This is a genomic window from Streptomyces sp. NPDC001351, assembly GCF_042896045.1.
Lineage (GTDB): Bacteria > Actinomycetota > Actinomycetes > Streptomycetales > Streptomycetaceae > Streptomyces.
Genome location: NZ_JBIAWS010000019.1, coordinates 184,682 through 206,234, shown reverse-complemented (window position 1 = coordinate 206,234; position 21,553 = coordinate 184,682). Strand labels below are relative to the sequence as shown.

The window sequence follows — 21,553 nt, the reverse complement described above, 5'->3', positions numbered from 1 at the left end:
TTCGGCCCGAGCGAGTGCGATCGGGTCGGGCATGGCATGTCCGTCCCGCCGTCGCTGCGGTCCGGCCAGGAGCCACTGGGCCGACCGTATGGTCAGGCTCCGCCTACCCTGGGTAGCTGACATCCGTGTCTGACATCGACGTCGCGGGACAGGGGCAGACAGTGACGGCCGGGTACGACTATCGTCACGGGCCAGTGACCCTGCTCACCTGCACCTTCACCACCGTTATGAGAATGGGATGATGTCGTTTATGAAGGGACGAGTCCTTGTCGTCGACGACGACACGGCACTGGCCGAGATGCTCGGCATCGTGCTGCGTGGTGAAGGTTTTGAGCCGTCTTTCGTAGCCGACGGCGACAAGGCGCTGGCCGCATTCCGTGAGAGCAAACCCGACCTGGTGCTGCTCGACCTGATGCTGCCCGGGCGGGACGGCATCGAGGTGTGCCGCCTGATCAGGGCGGAGTCGGGCGTGCCGATCGTGATGCTGACGGCCAAGAGCGACACCGTCGACGTGGTGGTCGGGCTGGAGTCGGGTGCCGACGACTACATCGTGAAGCCGTTCAAGCCGAAGGAGCTGGTCGCCCGGATCCGGGCGCGGCTGCGGAGGTCGGAGGAGCCGGCGCCGGAACAGTTGGCCATAGGTGACCTCGTCATCGACGTGGCCGGTCACTCCGTGAAGCGGGACGGGCAGTCGATCGCGTTGACGCCGCTGGAGTTCGATCTGCTGGTGGCGCTGGCGCGCAAGCCGTGGCAGGTGTTCACGCGTGAGGTGCTGCTCGAGCAGGTGTGGGGATACCGGCACGCTGCGGACACCCGGCTTGTGAATGTTCACGTGCAGCGGCTGCGCTCCAAGGTCGAGAAGGACCCGGAGCGGCCGGAGATCGTGGTGACCGTCAGGGGCGTTGGTTACAAGGCAGGGCCCAGCTGACGTGTCCGGTGACAGTGCCGCTTCGGCGCCAGGGCCGGACAGGGTCGGCGCGGGGCGGCCTGTCGGCCGGAGGACGACAGGATCGCGCTGGGGCCGACTGCTGGAGGGCGGTCTGCTGCAGGGCGGAGTCCAGGGCAGCCCGGTGCTCCGCTTGTTCATGCGCTGGGTCCGCCGGCCGTTGCTGCCCGTCATGCGGCTGTGGCGGCGGAACATCCAGCTCAAGGTCGTCGCCACCACCCTGCTGATGTCCTTGGGTGTGGTGCTGCTGCTCGGATTCGTCGTCATCGGTCAGGTGCGCAACGGGCTGCTGGACGCCAAGGTGAAGGCCTCGCAGAGCCAGGCCACGGGTGGGTTCGCGGTGGCCAAGCAGAAGGCCGACGAGGCAGCGGTCGGGACCAGCGACGACGGCACGGCGGCGGACCAACGGCAGTCGCAGAACCTCACCTCCTGGATGAGCGACCTGGTGGAGTCCCTGTCCAGCGGTGGCCAGGGCGCCTTCGACGTGGTGACGCTGCCCGCGGGCGACGACAACAGCGGCGGCGGGCGTGGGCCGCGTGCCTCCGGATACGTCGATCCGACGGCCAGCGTGCCCGAGGACCTGCGCGCACGGATCAACGACGACACGACAGCCGCCCAGAGCTACACCCGCATCCTCTACAGCAACAACAAGGAGTCGCAGCCGGCACTCGTCATCGGCAAGCAGGTCAACGACCCCAACGGCGAGCCGTACCAGCTCTACTACCTCTTCCCGCTCACCCAGGAGGAGAAGTCACTGAGCCTGGTCAAGGGCACGCTGGCGACCGCGGGGCTCTTCGTCGTCGTACTGCTCGGGGCGATCGCGTGGCTGGTCGTACGGCAGGTCGTCACGCCCGTGCGGATGGCCGCGGGGATCGCCGAGCGGCTGTCCGCCGGCCGGCTGCAGGAGCGTATGAAGGTCACCGGCGAGGACGACATCGCCCGCCTCGGCGAGGCCTTCAACAAGATGGCGCAGAACCTGCAGTTGAAGATCCAGCAGCTGGAGGACCTGTCGCGGATGCAGCGGCGGTTCGTGTCGGACGTGTCGCACGAGCTGCGGACACCACTGACGACCGTACGGATGGCGGCGGACGTCATCCACGAGGCACGGGAGGACTTCGATCCGGTGACCGCGCGGTCGGCGGAGCTGCTGGCCGACCAGTTGGACCGGTTCGAGTCGCTGCTCGCGGACCTGCTGGAGATCAGCCGGTTCGACGCGGGCGCGGCGGCGCTGGAGGCGGAGCCGATAGACCTCAGGGAGGTCGTACGGCGCGTCGTCAGCGGGGCCGCGCCGCTAGCCGAGCGCAAGGGCACGCACATACGTGTACTGGGCGACCAGCAGCCCGTCGTCGCCGAGGCGGACGCGCGGCGCGTGGAGCGGGTTCTGCGCAACCTCGTGGTCAACGCCGTGGAGCACGGCGAGGGCAAGGACGTCCTCGTCAAGCTCGCCGCGGCCGGCGGGGCGGTCGCCGTCGCGGTGCGCGACTACGGCGTCGGACTCAAGCCCGGTGAGGCCACGCGCGTGTTCAGCCGCTTCTGGCGGGCCGACCCGGCACGCGCGCGTACGACCGGTGGTACGGGCCTGGGGCTGTCCATCGCCCTGGAGGACGCGCGGCTGCACGGCGGCTGGCTGCAGGCCTGGGGGGAGCCCGGCGGAGGCTCGCAGTTCCGGCTGACGCTGCCGCGGACCGCGGACGAGCCGCTGCGGGGCTCGCCGATACCCCTGGAGCCCAAGGACTCGCGGCGCAACCGAGGACTCAACGACGCCGGCCTGCCGCGCGGCGACAAAGCCGCCACCGTGCCCGCGCAGCCGGTCGCGGACCAGATACCGCCCATGGCCCCCAGACGGGGCGGTGCGGCCGCCACAGCCGACCCGACGGCACTGCCCGGGAACGGCGCGCGCGTGGTGCCCCGTCCGACTTCCGCAGCCAGACGACAGAACGAGAGCCCTGGCGAGGACGGGGCCGAGACGTCGAGCCGCCCGGACACCGGGCCGGAGGAGTCCAAGAAGCAAGGGGAGGCATTTCGTGGGCGCTGACCGCGAGGGGGGCGCCGGGCGCAGACCGATGCGCGCGGCGACGTACGCAGTCTGTGGCGCCGTCCTGCTGGCGGGATGCGCCTCGATGCCTGACAGCGGCGATCTGAGCGGCGTCGACTCCACACCGCGACAGGACTCCCAGGTGCGGGTCTTCGCCATGCCGCCCCAGGAGGACGCTCAGCCCTCGGACATCGTCTCCGGTTTTCTCGAGGCGCTGACCAGCGACGATCCGAACTATTCGACGGCGCGGCAATACCTGACCAAGACGGCGTCACAGACGTGGAAACCGGGGCAGTCCAGCACGGTCCTCGCCAATGGGCCCGGCATCGACCCCAACCGCCTGGGCGGCCGGGAGGGCGCCGACGACCTCTCGTTCACACTGACCGGCACGCGGGTCGCGAACGTGGACGAACAGCAGGCGTACTCGCCCGCCGACGGGCCCTATGACGCGCCGGTGCATCTCACGCGCGACAAGAAGACCAAGCAGTGGCGCATCGACAGGCTGCCGCAGGGCGTCGTCATGGGTAAGTCGGACTTCCAGCGCAACTACATGTCCGTCAACAAGTACTACTTCGCCTCGAACGCGGCGGCCGGGAGCACGGCACAGCCGGCGGCAGTCGCCGATCCCGTGTACGTCCGCCGGCGCGTGGACCCCATGACGCAGATGGTCCGCTCGCTGCTCAACGGGCCCACCAACTGGCTCGACCACGTGGTGCGGACGAGTTTCCCGACGGGTACGGCGCTGAAGGACGGCGTCACCACGCTGACGCCCGACGACCAGAACACGCTGACCGTGCCGCTGAACGAGAAAGCCCGCCGGGTCGGTCAGGGCCAGTGCAACGAGATGGCCGCCCAGCTCCTGTTCACCCTGCAGGACCTCACCCCCGCGGTGGACCAGGTCGAGCTGCGGTCCGGCAACTCGCGGCTGTGCTCGCTGCGCGAGTCCGACGCCACCACCGCGCGCGGCACGGTGCAGCAGCCGGGCTACCTGTATTTCATCGACAACAAGAACCGGCTCGTACGGATGGGGACCGGCAACAGCCCCAGCCCCAAGGCCGAACCGGTGGCGGGGGCTCTCGGCGCGGGCGAGAAGGCGCTGCGCTCGGTCGCCGTGTCGCACGACGAGAACAAGGCGGCCGCCGTCTCCGGCGACGGCAAGGAGCTGTACGTCGCCTCGCTGGTGTCCGGCGATTCACTCGGGACCCCCGTAGTGACCAGCCACGCCACTTCGGACAAGGACCGGCTGACGGCACCGAGCTGGGATGTCTACGGCGACCTCTGGGTGGCCGACCGCGATCCCCGCAACCCCCGGTTGCTCCTGCTGGAACAGGGCAGGGGCGAACCGCTCGCGGTGAAGATCCCGGAGCTGGACGGCCGTATCAAGGACGTCCGGGTGGCCGCCGACGGAGTGCGCATAGCGCTCGTGGTGGCGAAGGGCAGCACGAAGTCCCTGCTCATCGGGCGGATCGAGCGGCGGCAGGAGGCCGCGGAGGGGCGGCCCACCGTCTCGGTGCTCGGACTGCACACCGCAACGCCGGAGTTGGAGGACGTCACGGCCATGTCCTGGGCCGGGGACAGCCGGCTCGTGGTGGTCGGACGTGAACAGGGCGGACTGCAGACCATGCGGTACGCGCAGGTCGACGGGTCCACACCCGAGGGACCGGCACCCGCGGCCCTGTCCGGCATCAAGGAGATCACCGCGGGCGAGTCCGACCGCCTGCCGTTGGTGGCTGACTCGGAGGACGGGATCGTACGACTGCCCTCCGGCGGCCAGTGGCAGAAGGTCACGGACGGGGCGGCGCCGGTCTATCCGGGGTGACGCTCTCGGGCGGGGGAGCCGGTGAGGTTGTCCGGGGTGGCTGCTTTCGGCCGCATCGAGGGGGATGGTTTGCACCCCGGACGACTTGTCCACAGGGAGTTATCCACAGGGCTGGCCGGGGGGCTCGGGGGTTGGCAGAGTGGTGGGCATGCGGGGGTGGTGGCAGGACCTCACCGACCTGGTGCTGCCGGCCGAGTGCGGAGGCTGCGGGAGGCCTCGCACGGTGCTCTGCCCGGAGTGCCGTGCCGTCCTGAGCGGGACCGCACCGAGCCGGGTGCGACCGGTGCCGGAGCCGCCCGGGCTGCCCGTGGTGCACGCGGCCGCCCGGTACGCCGACGAGGTGCGGGCCACGCTGCTGGCCCACAAGGAACGGGGCGCGCTGGCCCTCGCGGCACCGCTCGGCACGGCACTGGCAGGTGCCGTGCAGGCGGGGCTCAGCGAGGCGGCGGCCGGCCCTGCGGCTGCGGGCGGTGGAATGCCCGTACTGCTCGTTCCCGTGCCGTCCGCGCGTGCGGCGGTGCGGGCGCGGGGCCACGACCCGGTACGGCGGATCGCGCTCGCGGCGGCGGGCGAGCTGCGGCGGACCGGGACCGCGGCCCGAGTCCTCGCCGTGCTGCGGCAGCGGCGCGCTGTGGCCGACCAGTCGGGGCTCAACTCCCGGCAGCGGCTGGACAATCTCGCGGGCGCCCTGGCGGTGACTCCCGGCGGAGACCGGCTGCTTCGCGGGGGTTCGATCGTGCTCGTCGACGACCTGATGACCACCGGCGCATCCCTGGCCGAAGCGGCACGGGCCGTGCGTGCGGCGACGGAGCCGGAAGGAAGGACGGGCGCGCACGGGAGGAGAGGACAACGGGCGGTTGGGCAACGGCAGTTCTCGGGGCTGGATTCGTACGACGAGGCAACTACGGCTGTGTACACGGCAGCCGCTCGGGAAGGCACAGGAGAACGGATCGCCGGCTCGGCAGACGGGTCGCCCGGTCGTATGCACTCAGTGCCAGGAATGGTGGGTGCGGGCGGAACGGGTGACGTCATCTGCGCAGCCGTGGTCGCAGCGCCCCCAGATTCTTTCGGAATAAACCGGAACTGACTGCCAACTTGCATCGTTGCAGGTAATGAGAGGGTCAATTCACCTGAACGGAGGTACGCCGCGGTAGAGGGTGACGACATCCGTCCGGGCGAGATATGTTCGGTTGTGAGAGAAAGGCGCAGGCCATCGCTCTCGTACCCGAATGCTGTGCTGCGGGTTTTTCACAATCACCCGTAGCGGTGGAGTGGAGATCTTGTCCGCGGGGGAGGAGGTGGAAGTCACCGAGTCCGTAGGTTCCGGAGCTCGCCGGAGCCTGGTGCAAAAGGGAGATGCTCCGCCAGTGGAGCGGAGTGATCCGGGAACGGAGTTCTGCGTGGACATCGTCGTCAAGGGCCGCAAGACCGAGGTGCCCGAGCGGTTCCGCAAGCACGTGGCCGAGAAGCTGAAGCTGGAGAAGATCCAGAAGCTCGACGGCAAGGTGATCAGCCTCGACGTCGAGGTGTCCAAGGAGCCCAACCCCCGACAGGCCGACCGTTGTGATCGAGTGGAGATCACGCTCCGCTCCCGCGGTCCGGTGATCCGGGCGGAGGCAGCGGCCAGCGACCCGTACGCGGCGCTGGACCTGGCAGCGGAGAAGCTGGATGCCCGGCTGCGCAAGCAGCACGACAAGCGGTTCTCCCGCCGCGGCGCGCGCAGGATCTCGGCCGCCGAGGTCCCCGACCACGTCCCGGGCGCGGCGACGCTCAACGGGAACGGCCACCCCGTCCACGAGGAAGACCAGGACGGAGTGCCCACCAAGAAGATCGGCTCACTGGAGGTCAAGGGCGAAGGCCCCCTCATCGTGCGCGAGAAGACCCATGTCGCCTCCCCGATGACCCTCGACCAGGCCCTCTACGAGATGGAACTGGTCGGACACGACTTCTACCTGTTCGTCGACTCCGAGACGAAGGAACCCAGTGTCGTCTACCGGCGGCACGCCTACGACTACGGCGTCATCCACCTCAGCACCGACCCGATGGTTGCCCAGGCGCAGTCTCCCGCGCCCGGCGGCACCCTGGGTGGCTGACCCGCGCGGCTGACGGCTGAGCGCCGGTGCCCCTGGAGCGCCTATGCGCCCCCAGGGGCACCGGTGTGACCCCTTCGCGAACTGCTCTGTCACCGCGTTGTCGCCCGGGCATGGAATCATGGCGTCAATGGCCCAACCGGTGGGTCACTGCCTTGGGTTGGCGATGGCACAGCACCACAGGCCACAGCCTTCAGGGGGAGGAACGATGGCGGACAGCTTCGGACCGATGCGTGACGAGGATGCCGACGGCGGCGTCGTCGGCATGGGCCCGGATGCGGGCTCTCCACGCAAGGAGCCGATCAGAGTCCTTGTTGTGGACGACCACGCCCTCTTCCGCCGGGGCCTGGAGATCGTGCTCGCGGCCGAGGAGGACATCCAGGTCGTGGGGGAGGCCGGAGACGGTGCGGAGGCCGTCGACAAGGCGGCCGACCTGCTGCCGGACATCGTCCTGATGGACGTACGGATGCCGAAGCGGGGCGGGATCGAGGCCTGCACCTCCATCAAGGAGGTTGCCCCCAGCGCCAAGATCATCATGTTGACGATCAGCGACGAGGAAGCCGACCTCTACGACGCGATCAAGGCGGGCGCGACCGGTTATCTCCTCAAGGAGATCTCCACGGACGAGGTGGCCACCGCCATTCGCGCGGTGGCCGACGGGCAGTCGCAGATCAGCCCGTCCATGGCGTCGAAGCTGCTCACCGAGTTCAAGTCGATGATCCAGCGGACCGACGAGCGCCGGCTGGTGCCGGCGCCGCGGTTGACGGACCGCGAACTGGAGGTCCTCAAACTCGTCGCCACCGGGATGAACAACCGTGACATCGCCAAGGAACTGTTCATCTCCGAGAACACCGTGAAGAACCACGTCCGCAACATCCTGGAGAAGCTGCAGCTGCACTCCAGGATGGAAGCGGTGGTGTACGCGATGCGGGAGAAGATCCTCGAGATCCGCTGACGGGCCGGTGGCCCGGTCAGCGCATGGCCGCGACGAGTGCCCGGGTCACCTCCTTGGTGAGCGGCTCGTGCAGCTCCGGGGCGTCCACGCGCTCCACGCGTACGCTGGTGCAGTTCACCCAGCTCGCCGCCTCGACCAGTGCCTCCGCCACGGCCGGTACCACCTTGGGGCCGTCCAGGGTGACCTGCCTGGCGACCAGCGTGGCGCCGTCACGGGCCGGGTCCACCCGGCCGACGAGGCGGCCGCCGGCAAGGACCGGCATGGCGAAGTAGCCGTACACCCGCTTCGGCTTCGGCACATAGGCCTCCAGGCGGTGGGTGAAGCCGAAGATCCGCTCCGTGCGCGCCCTCTCCCAGATCAGGGAGTCGAAGGGGGACAGGAGCGTGGTGCGGTGGCGGCCGCGCGGCGGCGTGTCCAGGGCGGCGGGGTCGGCCCAGGCCGGTTTGGACCAGCCCTCGACCGTGACCGGGACCAGGCCCGAGTCGGCGATCACCGCGTCGACCTGCTCGCCCTTGAGGCGGTGGTAGTCGGCGATGTCCGCGCGCGTACCGACGCCCAGGGACTGGCCCGCCAGGCGGACCAGGCGGCGCAGGCACTCCGTGTCATCCAGCTCGTCGTGCAGCAGCGCGTCCGGGATCGCTCGCTCGGCGAGGTCGTACACCCGCTTCCAGCCGCGGCGCTCCACACACACCACCTCCCCGTACATCAGCGCACGCTCCACGGCGACCTTGGCGCCGGACCAGTCCCACCACTCACTGGTGCGCTTCGCACCGCCCAACTCCGTCGCCGTGAGGGGGCCTTCGGCGCGGAGCTGCTTGATGACCTGGTCGTAGGTGCCGTCCGGGAGGTCGTGGTTCCAGTGCGGGCGGTTTCGGTAGGCGCGGCGGCGGAAGGCGAAGTGGGGCCACTCCTCGACGGGGAGGATGCACGCGGCGTGCGACCAGTACTCGAAGGCGTGCGGGGCGGCGGACGGTGCCTTCCAGTACGCGTCCTCCACCTTTGCGCGGCCCACCGCGCCGAGGCGGGCGTACGGGATCAGCTCGTGGGAACGCGCCAGCACCGAGATGGTGTCCAGCTGGACCGCGCCGAGATGGCGCAGGACCCCGCGGACGCCGGCTCTGCGGTCGGGTGTGCCGAGAAGGCCCTGGGCGCGGAGGGCGATGCGGCGGGCTTCGTCTGCCGAGAGATCGGTGGCGGGGCGCGGGGTCGTCATGGTCCGCACGATAGAAGGCGGCACTGACAACGCGGGATGACCTGCGAATTCACCACTGGACGCCCGATGTTGAGGCGGGCGCCGGGAGGTACGGTGCCGTCGACGCCAGCCCCAGGTCCGAGGGCAGCAGGGCACCCACCCAGGAGTCCCGGCGCACGCCCTGGTGGATGATCGCGGAGCGCAGGACGCCCTCGATGACGAAGCCGGCGCGTTCCGCCACCGCGCGGGAGGCGTTGTTGCCGACTTCCGCACGCCATTCCACGCGGTCGACCGACAGCTCGGTGAAGGCCCAGCGGGAGACCTCGACGACGGCCTCGGTGACATAGCCGTTGCCGCGGTGCTCCTTCGTGCCCCAGAAGCCGATCTCGGCCATGCTCAGGGAATGCATGGTGAGGCTGAGCATGCCCACGAGTTCCTCCCCTTCGGGGAGGAACAGAGCGAAGGTGAGTATGGAACCGTTCGCCCACCCCTTGGGGGCGAGTTCCTCGGTGAAAGTCCGCGCGTGCTCGGCGAGGTAGGGCGAGGGAATCGTCGTCCAGCGCTGGATGTCGGGATCCTGGGCCGCGGCGTACACCGCGTCGGTGTCCTCGGGGCCGACCGTGCGCAGGAGCAGCCGGGAGGTCGTGAGCGTGACGGGTTCCATCGGCTGATTCTCCTCGCAGGCCCGACACGGACGCCATCCTTTTGCCGTGCGTGAGCGCGTGATCACAATTCGCGCAATTCGTAGGCGTCATGCGGCACCATCCGCGGGGCCCGTCCGTTGTCCCCTTTGAAGAAGATTTGAAGCGGTGCGCGAAGCCTTCGGCGGTCGTCGTACCGGCGGGCCTCCCGGCTTGGTGGGGTCCTCGCATACGATGGCCGTTGCTCAGCAAGTCAAATGGAAACCGACCGTCCCAGGCCCGACCGGCAAGGAGACCAACCCCCGTGTCCGTCCTCTCGAAGATCATGCGTGCAGGCGAAGGCAAAATCCTGCGCAAGCTGCACCGCATCGCGGACCAGGTCAACTCCATCGAAGAGGATTTCGTCGACCTCTCCGACGCCGAGCTGCGGGCCCTCACCGATGAGTACAAGCAGCGGTACGCCGACGGCGAGAGCCTGGACGACCTGCTCCCCGAGGCGTTCGCCACCGTGCGCGAGGCCGCCAAGCGCGTCCTCGGGCAGCGTCACTACGACGTGCAGATGATGGGTGGCGCGGCGCTCCACCTCGGCTATGTCGCCGAGATGAAGACCGGTGAGGGCAAGACCCTGGTGGGCACGCTGCCGGCGTATCTGAACGCCTTGTCCGGGGACGGCGTTCACCTGATCACGGTCAACGACTATCTGGCCGAGCGCGACTCCGAGATGATGGGCCGCGTCCACAAGTTCCTGGGCCTGAGCGTCGGCTGCATCCTCGCCAACATGACGCCGGCCGAGCGCCGCCAGCAGTACGAGTGCGACATCACGTACGGCACGAACAACGAGTTCGGCTTCGACTACCTGCGCGACAACATGGCGTGGTCGAAGGACGAACTGGTGCAGCGCGGCCACAACTTCGCCATCGTCGACGAGGTCGACTCCATCCTGGTCGACGAGGCCCGTACGCCGCTGATCATCTCCGGTCCCGCCGACCAGGCCACGAAGTGGTACGGCGACTTCGCCAAGCTGGTCACCCGACTGAAGAAGGGCGAGGCGGGCAACCCGCTCAAGGGCGTCGAGGAGACCGGCGACTACGACGTCGACGAGAAGAAGCGCACGGTCGCCATCCACGAGTCCGGCGTCAGCAAGGTCGAGGACTGGCTGGGCATCGACAACCTCTACGAGTCGGTGAACACGCCTCTGGTGGGCTACCTGAACAACGCCATCAAGGCCAAGGAGCTCTTCAAGAAGGACAAGGACTACGTCGTCATCGACGGCGAGGTCATGATCGTCGACGAGCACACCGGCCGTATCCTCGCCGGCCGCCGCTACAACGAGGGCATGCACCAGGCGATCGAGGCGAAGGAAGGGGTGGACATCAAGGACGAGAACCAGACGCTCGCCACGATCACCCTGCAGAACTTCTTCCGCCTCTACAAGAAGCTCTCCGGCATGACCGGTACGGCGATGACCGAGGCGGCCGAGTTCCACCAGATCTACAAGCTCGGCGTCGTCCCGATCCCGACCAACAAGCCGATGATCCGCAAGGACCAGTCGGACCTGATCTACCGCACCGAGGTCGCCAAGTTCGAGGCGGTCGTCGACGACATCGCCGAGAAGCACGAGAAGGGGCAGCCGATCCTCGTCGGTACGACGTCGGTCGAGAAGTCCGAATACCTCTCGCAGCAGCTCTCCAAGCGCGGCATCCAGCACGAAGTGCTGAACGCGAAGCAGCACGACCGTGAGGCGACGATCGTCGCCCAGGCCGGCCGCAAGGGCGCCGTGACCGTCGCCACGAACATGGCCGGCCGTGGTACGGACATCAAGCTCGGCGGCAACCCCGACGACCTCGCCGAGGCGGAGCTGCGCCAGCGCGGCCTCGACCCCGAGGAGCACATCGAGGAGTGGGCGCACTTCCTGCCCGACGCCCTGGAGCGTGCCGAGAAGGCCGTGAAGGCGGAGTTCGAAGAGGTCAAGGAGCTCGGCGGGCTCTACGTCCTGGGCACCGAGCGGCACGAGTCGCGACGTATCGACAACCAGCTGCGCGGTCGTTCCGGCCGTCAGGGCGACCCGGGCGAGTCCCGCTTCTACCTCTCGCTCGGCGACGACCTGATGAGGCTCTTCAAGGCCCAGATGGTCGAGCGCGTGATGTCGATGGCGAACGTCCCGGACGACGTACCGATCGAGAACAAGATGGTCACGCGCGCGATCGCGTCCGCGCAGTCGCAGGTCGAGCAGCAGAACTTCGAGACCCGTAAGAACGTCCTGAAGTACGACGAGGTCCTCAACCGCCAGCGTGAGGTCATCTACGGCGAGCGGCGCCGCGTCCTGGAGGGCGAGGACCTGCAGGAGCAGGTCGGGCACTTCATGGACGACACGATCGACGCGTACATCGCCGCGGAGACCGCCGAGGGCTTCGCGGAAGACTGGGACCTCGACCGGCTGTGGGGCGCCTTCAAGCAGCTCTACCCGGTGAAGGTGACCGTGGAGGAGCTGGAGGAGGCGGCCGGTGACCGGGCCGGTCTGACCGCCGAGTTCATCTCCGAGTCCATCAAGGACGACATCCACCAGCAGTACGAGGCACGCGAGGCGCAGCTCGGCTCCGAGATCATGCGTGAGCTGGAGCGCCGGGTCGTGCTGTCGGTCCTGGACCGCAAGTGGCGCGAGCACCTCTACGAGATGGACTACCTCCAGGAGGGCATCGGCCTGCGCGCGATGGCGCAGAAGGACCCGCTGGTCGAGTACCAGCGCGAGGGCTTCGACATGTTCACCGCCATGATGGAGGGCATCAAGGAGGAGTCCGTCGGCTACCTGTTCAACCTGGAGGTCCAGGTCGAGCAGCAGGTCGAGGAGATCCCGGTGGAGGACGCCGAGCCGGTCGACATGGAGAAGCAGGACGTGGTGTCGGCGCAGGCGGGTGGCCGTCCGGAGATCCGCGCCAAGGGGCTGGACGCTCCGCAGCGCCGGAACCTGCACTTCTCCGCGCCGACCGTGGACGGCGAGGGCGGCACCATCGAGGGCGACTTCGTGGGCGACGAGGAGCCGGTGCGCTCGGAGGCCGACGGTCTCACGCGCGCGGAGCGGCGCAAGCAGTCCCGGAGCGGGCGTCGCCGCAAGAAGTGAGTAGCGCGTCGTAGCGGCTCGAAGGGCCGGGTCACCTCAGGGTGGCCCGGCCTTTCTGTGTACGGCGGTGCGGCCCGGCGGGAAGGGCTGGGCCGGCGGTCCCTGCGGTCGTCTAGTCGTCGCCTGTGGGGCGCGGCGGGCGGGGGCCGCCGAGCTCCACCGCCGTGCAGCGCCAGCGAAGGTCCTGGCCCCGTTCCAGGCGGAAGGCCATCGCCCGCAGCTGGTCACCGGCGCCGATGCGGGCGAAGGCCTCGACGGCACCGGGACGGGCTTCGTAGTAGCCGATGTCGCGGACGACGGGGCGTGCGCCGCGGGTGCGCAGGGGGCCGCGTTCGGCGAGCCAGGCCAGTTCGTCGTAGGCCCGGCCCGCGGTGTGCCGCAGCATCGAGTGCACGGGGCGCTGACCGCTCAGCACGGCGAGCAGGAGGTCGGCGAAGACGTCGGTGGGGCGGGGCTGGGGGACCGGACGGGTGCGGCCGGCTGGATTCCCGACGGCAAGGGCGGTTCCCTCTGCAGCGGGAGCCGTGCTGCACGGCGCGTGGGTGGTGGTGCGGCCTGCGGCAGCGGTACGCGCGCCCGCAGCCGTCGTGGTGGCGCCTTTGGATGGCGTGGCCTTGCCCTGTGGGCTGACCGGCCCTGTGTGGGCGCTGGTCGTGTTCCTGGCCGTAGTGGCAGTGGCTGTCGGCGGGCGGTTGTCGGCGGGTCCCGTGCTCGGGGAGGGGCTCTCGGTCCGGGAGCCCGGTGGGCGGCCGCCGCCCGGGGCGGTGCGGGTCGAGGTTCCGCCCGGGGTGCGGCGCGGGGCGCCGCCAGGGCGGCGGGAGTCGCGGCGGCCGGGAGGGCGGGCGCCCGGGTGGTGCTGCGCCCTGGTCATGATCTTGTGCATGTGCGTCCCCGTTCGGTGAGACGGATTGATACCCGCCGGTAACTTGGCGTTGGGGATCTTGTACGGGGCGAGGGGCGGCGGCAGCAAGGACGCGGGGAGCCGGACCGGGGCGGTCGGAATCTTCACCTATCAGAGTGAGGGAGGGGGCCTGGAGCCCCGTGATCACGGGGGTGCGCCGGGTGAATTCCGAGGCCTGAAGTGGACGCCTCCGGGCGCATGGGCAGGGACTCGAAAGGGGACTCCGGCACGTATCCTGAAGGCCTTTCAGAAGGCGCCTGAGCGCGCCCAGCCATCGACGACGAAAGTGGCCGGCCATGCGCGTCTACGTCCCCCTGACCCTCTCCGGTCTCGCCGAGGCGTACAAGACGGGAGAGCTGGGGGCAGGGCCGCTCGTGGCGTACGCCGTCACGCCCGCCCTGCGCGAGTGGTACCTCTCCGACGACATCGAGGAACTGGAGTACGCCGCCCTCAACCGCGCCGCGCTGGCCTCGCTTCGGCTGCTGGCCGCGGACCCCGGAGCCGTACGGCGCCGGGTCGTGGTCGCCGTCGACGTGCCCGACGGCGCCGCGTCCGCCGACCCCGACCGGAGCCTCGACCCGGCCGCGCTCGGCGAGGTACGGGTGACCGGGGTCGTGGCGCTGGCCAAGGCCGCCGCCGTCCATGTCGACCTCGACGACGCGGAGGGGGACGTGGCCGCCGCGGCCGAGGCGCTCGAAGCGGCGGACCGCGGGGACGACGACGCACAGTTCGTGGTGGACGGCGCCGAGGACCACGAACTGCTGTGGTACGCGACGCAGGAGATCCCCCACCTGGTCGGGCTCGGCGACTGAGCCCGCCGTGCCTGAGCCCTTCCACGTCGGCTCAATGGCCGTCTGACCTGCGGCGCTCTTGATTGTCAGTGGCGGCGGGTACGTTTTTGGCATGGGGAAGCAGACAGGGGCGCACATCGTCTGGGACTGGAACGGGACGCTGTTCCACGACAATGACGCGATCATCGGGGCGACGAACGCGGCGTTCGCCGAGCTCGGCCTCGAGCCGATCACGCTGGAGCGGTACCGGGCGCTGTACTGCGTGCCGGTGCCGAAGTTCTACGAGCGGCTCATGGGCCGGCTGCCGACGGACGCCGAATGGGAGGTCATGGACGAGACCTTCCACCGGTACTACGCCGAGCACCTGATCGGCTGCGGGCTGACCGAAGGTGCGGCGGAGCTGCTCGCGGGGTGGCGGTCGGCGGGACGCAGCCAGTCGATCCTGAGCATGTACACGCACGACGAACTCGTGCCGTTGGTGCGGGGGTTCGGGATAGAGGCGCACTTCATACGCGTCGACGGGCGGACCGGCCCCTCGGGCGGCAGTAAGGCGGAGCACATGGTGCGCCACCTCGGCTCACTGGTCGGTGTGGATCCGGCCCGTACGGTGGTGATCGGGGATGCCGCCGATGATGCGGTGGCCGCGCTGCACGTGGGGGCGCGGGCGGTGCTGTACACCGGGGGGTCGCATGGCCGGGCCAGCCTTGAGGAGGTCGGGGTGCCGGTGGTTGACACGCTGGCGGACGCGGTGGCGGAGGCACAGCGGCTGGCGGCGTGAGCGGGGTGGTGCCGCGCCGGTGCTGCAATTGGGCAGGGGGCGGGCGCGCGACCCGGCGCGGCGGGGGCCGCTGCGCCCACCCCGTGCCGCCCCGGCGGCACGACTGCTGCCCGCAGCTACCGGCGGTGCGGCACAACTGCCCGTAGCTGCGTCACCCCGTCACGTCACCGGGGCCTTTGCCCGTAGCACCGTCAGGAACTCGCGCATCCAGGCCGGGTGGTCCGGCCAGGCGCGGGAGGAGATCAGGGTGCCGTCGACCACGGCCTCGCTGTCCTGGAAGGTGGCGCCGGCGGCCTGCATGTCGGGTTCCAGGGCGGGGTACGCCGTGACGCGGCGGCCGCGCAGGCCGTCGACCGCGGCGGTGAGCAGGGGGCCGTGGCAGATCTGGGCGACGGGTTTGTCCGCGTCGAAGAAGGACTTGAGGATCTTGCGGAGTTCGGGGTCGTTGCGGAGGTACTCGGGGGCGCGGCCGCCCGGGATGACGAGGGCGGCGTACTCGCCGGCGTCGACCTCGGCGAAGGCGAGATCGGCCGGCCAGGTGTAGCCGGGCTTCTCGGTGTAGGTGTCGAAACCGGGTTCGAAGTCGTGGACGACGAACTGGAGCTTCTTGCGGGCGGGGGCCGCGATATGGACGTCGTAGCCCTCCTCGCGGAGGCGCTGGTAGGGATACAGGACCTCGAGTGACTCTGCTGCGTCGCCGGTGACGATGAGGATTTTCGCGGTCATGTCGGGCGGCTCCCCTCGGGCGGGCGTGCGCTGTCATGGGCAACGTGCCTCCTCGGGGTGGCCTTGCCAAGGGGTCCGGTCGTATTCGAGCAAGGGGGATCAGATGAGGGGTGCGTTTCGTCGGACCGCACGACGGCGGGGCCTTTGCCGCTGTGCAGAGTGTCAAAGTTCCACCCCCGGTTTTGTACACATACGGCTCATGACGGGGCCCCCGTACTGAGCGATAGCCTTATGGCGTGATCAGCGCGATAGCTCGCGGGGGCACCGTTGCCCCTGCCCTGCGCCCGGCGAGCACGGACCATCTCCGTGACCGGGCGGCGGTCGCTGGTCTTCGCGGGCAGGAGGGGGCCGGAAGGGCTCCCGGGATGCCATTCACCCCCTGGACGCGGCCGCTGCGGAGAGCAGCGTCACACCTTCGGGGCGGCTCAAATATGGCTCATATCTTCCCGCTCATCTCACCTTGCGGCATAGCGTCGGAGCAGACCGGAGAACCCGGGCCGTGGCGTCGAGCCGCAGGGGAAGAGACCGTACTTCCTTCTACGTCACGCAACGGCGCGCGACAGGAGCCAGAGGACAATGCAGACCAAGCTGGACGAAGCCAAGGCCGAGCTGCTCGAGAGGGCCGCCCGGGTAGCTGAGAACAGCCCGGTCGGGGGGAACCTACCGACCGGGACGACGGACGAGAGCACCCCGGACCGGGACACCGTGCTCGCGTTCCTCCAGCGCTACTACCTGCACACCGCCCCGGAGGACCTCAACGGCCGCGACCCGGTCGACATCTTCGGAGCCGCGCTCTCGCACTACCGGTTGGCTGAGAATCGCCCCCAGGGCACGGCCAACGTGCGGGTCCACACGCCCACGGTGGAGGAGAACGGGTGGACGTGCAGCCACTCCGTCGTCGAGGTCGTCACCGACGACATGCCCTTCCTGGTCGACTCCGTCACCAATGAGCTGACGCGACAGGGACGCGGGATCCACGTCGTCATCCACCCGCAGGTCGTCGTCCGCCGGGATGTCACCGGCAAGCTCATCGAGGTGCTCAGCGCACAGCCGGGCGGCGGCCTGCCGCACGACGCGCACACCGAGTCCTGGATCCACGTCGAGATCGACCGTGAGACCGACCGGGGCGACCTCAAGCAGATCACCGCCGACCTGCTGCGCGTGCTGTCCGACGTCCGCGAGGCCGTCGAGGACTGGGACAAGATGCGGGACGCGGCGCTGCGCATGGCCGACGAACTGCCCGAGGAACCCGTCGCCACCGACCTGCGCGAGCAGGACATCGAGGAGGCCCGCGAGCTGCTGCGCTGGCTGTCCGCCGATCACTTCACCTTCCTCGGCTACCGCGAGTACCAGCTGCGTGAGGACGACTCGCTGGCCGCCGTGCCCGGCACCGGCCTCGGCATCCTGCGCTCCGACCCGCACCACGCCGGGGACGACAGCCACCCGGTGAGCCCGTCCTTCGAGCGGCTGCCCGCCGACGCCCGCGCCAAGGCCCGCGAGCACAAGCTCCTCGTTCTGACCAAGGCGAACAGCCGGGCCACCGTGCACCGGCCCTCGTACCTGGACTACATCGGCGTCAAGAAGTTCGACGCGGACGGCAACGTCGTCGGCGAGCGCCGCTTCCTCGGACTGTTCTCCTCCGCCGCCTACACCGAGTCGGTGCGCCGGGTCCCGGTCATCCGCCGCAAGGTCGAGGAGGTCCTGGAGCGCGCCGGCTTCTCGCCCAACAGCCACGACGGGCGCGACCTGCTGCAGATCCTGGAGACCTACCCGCGCGACGAGCTCTTCCAGACGCCGGCCGACGAGCTCGAGTCCATCGCCACCTCCGTCCTGTACCTGCAGGAGCGCCGGAGGCTGCGCCTCTACCTGCGGCAGGACGAGTACGGGCGCTACTACTCCGCCCTCGTCTACCTCCCGCGCGACCGCTACACCACCGGTGTGCGCCTGAGGATCATCGACATCCTGAAGGAGGAACTCGGCGGCACCAGCGTCGACTTCACGGCCTGGAACACCGAGTCGATCCTGTCCCGGCTGCACTTCGTGGTGCGGGTCCCGCAGGGCACCGAGCTGCCACAGCTGTCGGACGCCGACAAGGAGCGCATCGAGGCCCGCCTGGTGGAGGCCGCCCGTTCCTGGGCCGACGGCTTCGCCGAGGCGCTGAACGCCGAATGCGGCGAGGAGCGCGCCGCCGAACTGCTGCGCCGCTACAACAACGCCTTCCCCGAGGGCTACAAGGCCGACCACAACCCGCGTGCCGCGGTCGCCGACCTCGTCCACCTGGAACAGCTCAGCGAGGCACAGGCCGACAGCGGCCAGGACTTCTCGCTCAGTCTGTACGAGCCCGTCGGCGCCGCCCCCGAGGAGCGCCGGTTCAAGATCTACCGCAAGGGCGAGGCCGTCTCGCTGTCCGCGGTGCTGCCGGCCCTCAGCCGGCTCGGTGTCGAGGTGACGGACGAGCGGCCGTACGAGCTGCGCTGCTCGGACCGCACCAGCGCGTGGATCTACGACTTCGGCCTGCGCATGCCCAAGTCGCAGAACGGCAGCGGCGACTACCTCGGCGACGACGCCCGCGAGCGCTTCCAGGAGGCCTTCGCCGCCACCTGGACCGGCAAGGCGGAGAACGACGGCTTCAACGCCCTGGTGCTGAGCGCCGGACTGACCTGGCGGCAGGCGATGGTGCTGCGGGCGTACGCCAAGTACCTGCGCCAGGCCGGGTCCACGTTCAGCCAGGACTACATGGAGGACACCCTCCGTAACAACGTCCACACCACGCGGCTGCTCGTCTCGCTGTTCGAGGCGCGGATGTCCCCGGACCGGCAGCGCGCCGGGCACGAGATCGTCGACGCGCTGCTCGAAGAGGTCGACGCGGCCCTCGACCAGGTGGCCTCCCTCGACGAGGACCGGATCCTGCGGTCCTTCCTGACCGTCATCAAGGCGACGCTGCGTACGAACTTCTTCCAGGAGGCGGCGGGCGGCAGGCCGCACGCGTACGTGTCCATGAAGTTCGACCCGCAGGCGATCCCCGATCTGCCGGCGCCGCGCCCGGCGTACGAGATCTGGGTGTACTCGCCGCGCGTGGAGGGCGTCCACCTGCGCTTCGGCAAGGTCGCCCGAGGCGGTCTGCGCTGGTCCGATCGGCGTGAGGACTTCCGGACCGAGATCCTCGGCCTGGTGAAGGCGCAGATGGTGAAGAACACCGTCATCGTGCCGGTCGGCGCGAAGGGCGGCTTCGTCGCCAAGCAGCTGCCGGACCCGAGCGTGGACCGGGACGCGTGGCTGGCCGAGGGCATCGCCAGCTACAAGACGTTCATCTCGGCCCTGCTCGACATCACCGACAACATGGTGGCCGGCGAGGTCGTGCCCCCGGCGGACGTCGTGCGGCACGACGAGGACGACACCTACCTCGTGGTCGCCGCCGACAAGGGCACCGCCACGTTCTCGGACATCGCCAACGGGGTCGCTGAGACGTACAACTTCTGGCTCGGTGACGCCTTCGCCTCCGGTGGCTCGGCCGGCTACGACCACAAGGGCATGGGTATCACCGCCCGCGGCGCCTGGGAGTCCGTCAAGCGGCACTTCCGGGAGCTGGGCGTCGACACGCAGAGCGAGGACTTCACCGTCGTCGGCATCGGCGACATGTCGGGTGACGTGTTCGGCAACGGCATGCTGCTGAGCGAGCACATCCGACTGGTCGCCGCCTTCGACCACCGGCACATCTTCATCGACCCGGACCCGGACGCGGCCACCTCGTACGCCGAGCGCCGCCGCATCTTCGAGCTGCCGCGCTCCAGCTGGGCCGACTACAACGCCGAGCTCATCTCGGCCGGTGGCGGTGTGTTCCCGCGGACCGCCAAGGCCATCCAGCTCAACTCGCACATCCGCGAGGCCCTCGGTATCGAGGGCAAGGTCTCCAAGATGACCCCGGCCGATCTGATGAAGGCCATCCTCCAGGCCCCGGTGGACCTGCTGTGGAACGGCGGCATCGGTACATATGTGAAGGCCAGCACGGAGAGCCAGGCGGACGTCGGCGACAAGGCCAACGACCCGATCCGGGTCGACGGCGCCGACCTGCGCGTCAAGGTCGTCGGCGAGGGCGGCAACCTGGGTCTGACCCAGCTCGGCCGGATCGAGTTCGCACGGCACGGCGGCAAGATCAACACGGACGCGATCGACAACAGCGCGGGCGTGGACACCTCCGACCACGAGGTGAACATCAAGATCCTGCTCAACGGCCTGGTCGCCGACGGCGACATGACCGTCAAGCAGCGCAACAAGCTGCTCGCCGAGATGACCGACGAGGTCGGCGCGCTGGTCCTGCGCAACAACTACGCGCAGAACACGGCGCTCGCCAACGCCCTGGCCCAGTCCAAGGACATGCTCCACGCCCAGCAGCGGTTCATCCGCCACATGGTGCGCGAGGGCCACCTCGACCGGGCGCTGGAGTTCCTCCCCGCCGACCGCCAGATCCGCGAGCGCCTCAGCGCAGGCCAGGGCCTCACCGGCCCCGAGACGGCCGTCCTGCTGGCGTACACCAAGATCACGGTCGCCGAGGAGCTGCTGCACACCTCGCTGCCGGACGACCCCTATCTGCGGGGCCTGCTGCACGCCTACTTCCCGACGGCCCTGCGCGAGAAGTTCGCCGACCACATCGACGGTCACCCGCTGCACCGCGAGATCACCACGACCGTCCTGGTCAACGACACGGTCAACACGGGCGGTACGACCTATCTGCACCGGCTGCGCGAGGAGACCGGCGCCTCCCTCGAGGAGATCGTGCGGGCGCAGACCGCGGCGCGGGCGATCTTCTGCTCGGCACCGGTGTGGGACGCAGTCGAGGGCCTGGACAACCAGGTCGAGGCCGCCGTCCAGACCCGTATCCGGCTGCACTCGCGCCGACTGGTGGAGCGCGGCACGCGCTGGCTGCTCAACAACCGCCCGCAGCCGCTGCAGCTCGCGGAGACGGTGGACTTCTTCGGCGAGCGCGTCGAGCAGGTCTGGCAGCAGCTCACCAAGCTGCTGCGCGGCGCGGACCTCGAGTGGTGGCAGCAGATCTACGACGAGCTGACCGGCGCCGGCGTCCCGGACGAGCTCGCCACCCGCGTGGCCGGGTTCTCCTCCGCCTTCCCGGCGCTCGACATCGTGTCGGTGGCCGACCGCATGGGCAAGGAGCCGCTGGACGTCGCCGAGGTGTACTACGACCTCGCCGACCGTCTGCACATCACCCAGCTCATGGACCGCATCATCGAGCTGCCGCGCGCCGACCGCTGGCAGTCCATGGCCCGCGCCTCCATCCGTGAGGACCTGTACGCGGCGCACTCGGCGCTGACCGCGGACGTCCTGGCGGTGGGCAACGGCACCTCGACTCCCGAGCAGCGCTTCAAGGCCTGGGAGGAGAAGAACGCGGCGATCCTGGGCCGGGCGCGCACGACGCTGGAGGAGATCCAGAGCTCGGAGACGTTCGACCTCGCCAACCTGTCGGTGGCGATGCGCACGATGCGCACCCTGCTGCGCACGCACTCGTAGCGGGCGGTACGAAAGCGGGGTGCCCCGAGCCGGCCGGC

At 69.6% G+C, this 21,553-nt stretch carries 14 protein-coding genes; 10 read left to right on the top strand and 4 right to left on the bottom strand.

All coding sequences use genetic code 11. The annotated features are described in order from the left end of the window. Positions 1-238: 238 nt before the first annotated feature. From mtrA to ACFY1U_RS45070, 6 genes are all read left to right on the top strand, one after another. Entirely contained in the window at positions 239-928 is a 690-nt protein-coding gene (gene mtrA / locus ACFY1U_RS45095; RefSeq protein ID WP_187284748.1) for a two-component system response regulator MtrA, read from the top strand. 1 nt (position 929) lies between these two features. Continuing rightward, positions 930-2,981: an MtrAB system histidine kinase MtrB gene (mtrB, locus tag ACFY1U_RS45090; RefSeq protein WP_390699883.1), complete on the top strand. Its 2,052-nt coding sequence runs from the start codon at positions 930-932 to the stop codon at positions 2,979-2,981. Beyond that, complete coding sequence (locus tag ACFY1U_RS45085; RefSeq protein WP_390699882.1) at positions 2,971-4,800, top strand: LpqB family beta-propeller domain-containing protein; 1,830 nt, start codon at positions 2,971-2,973, stop codon at positions 4,798-4,800. Before mtrB ends, ACFY1U_RS45085 begins: the two co-directional genes overlap by 11 nt. Before the next feature lie 148 nt (positions 4,801-4,948). Beyond that, the gene (locus tag ACFY1U_RS45080; RefSeq protein ID WP_390699881.1) at positions 4,949-5,887 is read left to right on the top strand and encodes a ComF family protein; all 939 of its coding nucleotides are present in this window, start codon (positions 4,949-4,951) and stop codon (positions 5,885-5,887) included. Positions 5,888-6,200: 313 nt separating this feature from the next. Then, positions 6,201-6,893 (top strand): ribosome hibernation-promoting factor, HPF/YfiA family, encoded by a 693-nt coding sequence (gene hpf, locus ACFY1U_RS45075; protein WP_260326615.1) that lies wholly within the window; start codon positions 6,201-6,203, stop codon positions 6,891-6,893. Between the two features lie 205 nt (positions 6,894-7,098). After that, positions 7,099-7,845 carry a response regulator transcription factor gene (locus ACFY1U_RS45070; protein WP_030943352.1) on the top strand — a complete coding sequence of 249 codons (747 nt, stop codon included), beginning with the start codon at positions 7,099-7,101 and terminating at the stop codon, positions 7,843-7,845. 16 nt (positions 7,846-7,861) lie between these two features. Here the strand turns inward: ACFY1U_RS45070 and ACFY1U_RS45065 are convergent, their stop codons facing one another. Next, entirely contained in the window at positions 7,862-9,058 is a 1,197-nt protein-coding gene (locus ACFY1U_RS45065; RefSeq protein ID WP_390699880.1) for a winged helix-turn-helix domain-containing protein, read from the bottom strand. 49 nt (positions 9,059-9,107) lie between these two features. Then, positions 9,108-9,701 carry a GNAT family N-acetyltransferase gene (locus ACFY1U_RS45060; RefSeq protein ID WP_390699879.1) on the bottom strand — a complete coding sequence of 198 codons (594 nt, stop codon included), beginning with the start codon at positions 9,699-9,701 and terminating at the stop codon, positions 9,108-9,110. A gap of 281 nt (positions 9,702-9,982) precedes the next feature. Here ACFY1U_RS45060 and secA point away from each other — a divergent pair, with 281 nt between their 5' ends. Then, positions 9,983-12,796, top strand: a complete 2,814-nt coding sequence (gene secA, locus ACFY1U_RS45055; protein ID WP_390699878.1) for a preprotein translocase subunit SecA — start codon at positions 9,983-9,985, stop codon at positions 12,794-12,796. A 112-nt stretch (positions 12,797-12,908) separates the two neighbouring features. On the opposite strand, the gene ACFY1U_RS45050 is transcribed toward secA, so the two are convergent. Continuing rightward, complete coding sequence (locus tag ACFY1U_RS45050; protein WP_390699877.1) at positions 12,909-13,679, bottom strand: Rv3235 family protein; 771 nt, start codon at positions 13,677-13,679, stop codon at positions 12,909-12,911. A gap of 314 nt (positions 13,680-13,993) precedes the next feature. Between ACFY1U_RS45050 and ACFY1U_RS45045 the strand changes: the two genes are divergently transcribed. Then, positions 13,994-14,509, top strand: a complete 516-nt coding sequence (locus ACFY1U_RS45045; protein ID WP_390699876.1) for a DUF6912 family protein — start codon at positions 13,994-13,996, stop codon at positions 14,507-14,509. A gap of 91 nt (positions 14,510-14,600) precedes the next feature. Continuing rightward, on the top strand, positions 14,601-15,266 hold the full coding sequence (locus ACFY1U_RS45040) for an HAD family hydrolase (protein WP_390699875.1): 666 nt from the start codon (positions 14,601-14,603) through the stop codon (positions 15,264-15,266). 159 nt (positions 15,267-15,425) lie between these two features. Here the strand turns inward: ACFY1U_RS45040 and ACFY1U_RS45035 are convergent, their stop codons facing one another. Next, on the bottom strand, positions 15,426-15,992 hold the full coding sequence (locus tag ACFY1U_RS45035) for a DJ-1/PfpI family protein (protein WP_390699874.1): 567 nt from the start codon (positions 15,990-15,992) through the stop codon (positions 15,426-15,428). A 576-nt stretch (positions 15,993-16,568) separates the two neighbouring features. Here ACFY1U_RS45035 and ACFY1U_RS45030 point away from each other — a divergent pair. Next, a complete protein-coding gene (locus tag ACFY1U_RS45030; RefSeq protein WP_390699873.1) occupies positions 16,569-21,515 on the top strand; it encodes an NAD-glutamate dehydrogenase in 4,947 nt (1,648 codons plus the stop codon). Positions 21,516-21,553: the final 38 nt, after the last annotated feature.

Coding starts and splice junctions, on each gene's coding strand:
- mtrA (WP_187284748.1), top strand. CDS start 239: ATGATGTCGTTTATGAAGGGACGAGTCCTTGTCGTCGACGACGACACG.
- ACFY1U_RS45080 (WP_390699881.1), top strand. CDS start 4,949: ATGCGGGGGTGGTGGCAGGACCTCACCGACCTGGTGCTGCCGGCCGAG.
- ACFY1U_RS45070 (WP_030943352.1), top strand. CDS start 7,099: ATGGCGGACAGCTTCGGACCGATGCGTGACGAGGATGCCGACGGCGGC.
- ACFY1U_RS45065 (WP_390699880.1), bottom strand. CDS start 9,058: ATGACGACCCCGCGCCCCGCCACCGATCTCTCGGCAGACGAAGCCCGC.
- ACFY1U_RS45060 (WP_390699879.1), bottom strand. CDS start 9,701: ATGGAACCCGTCACGCTCACGACCTCCCGGCTGCTCCTGCGCACGGTC.
- ACFY1U_RS45050 (WP_390699877.1), bottom strand. CDS start 13,679: ATGCACAAGATCATGACCAGGGCGCAGCACCACCCGGGCGCCCGCCCT.
- ACFY1U_RS45045 (WP_390699876.1), top strand. CDS start 13,994: ATGCGCGTCTACGTCCCCCTGACCCTCTCCGGTCTCGCCGAGGCGTAC.
- ACFY1U_RS45040 (WP_390699875.1), top strand. CDS start 14,601: ATGGGGAAGCAGACAGGGGCGCACATCGTCTGGGACTGGAACGGGACG.
- ACFY1U_RS45035 (WP_390699874.1), bottom strand. CDS start 15,992: ATGACCGCGAAAATCCTCATCGTCACCGGCGACGCAGCAGAGTCACTC.
- ACFY1U_RS45030 (WP_390699873.1), top strand. CDS start 16,569: ATGCAGACCAAGCTGGACGAAGCCAAGGCCGAGCTGCTCGAGAGGGCC.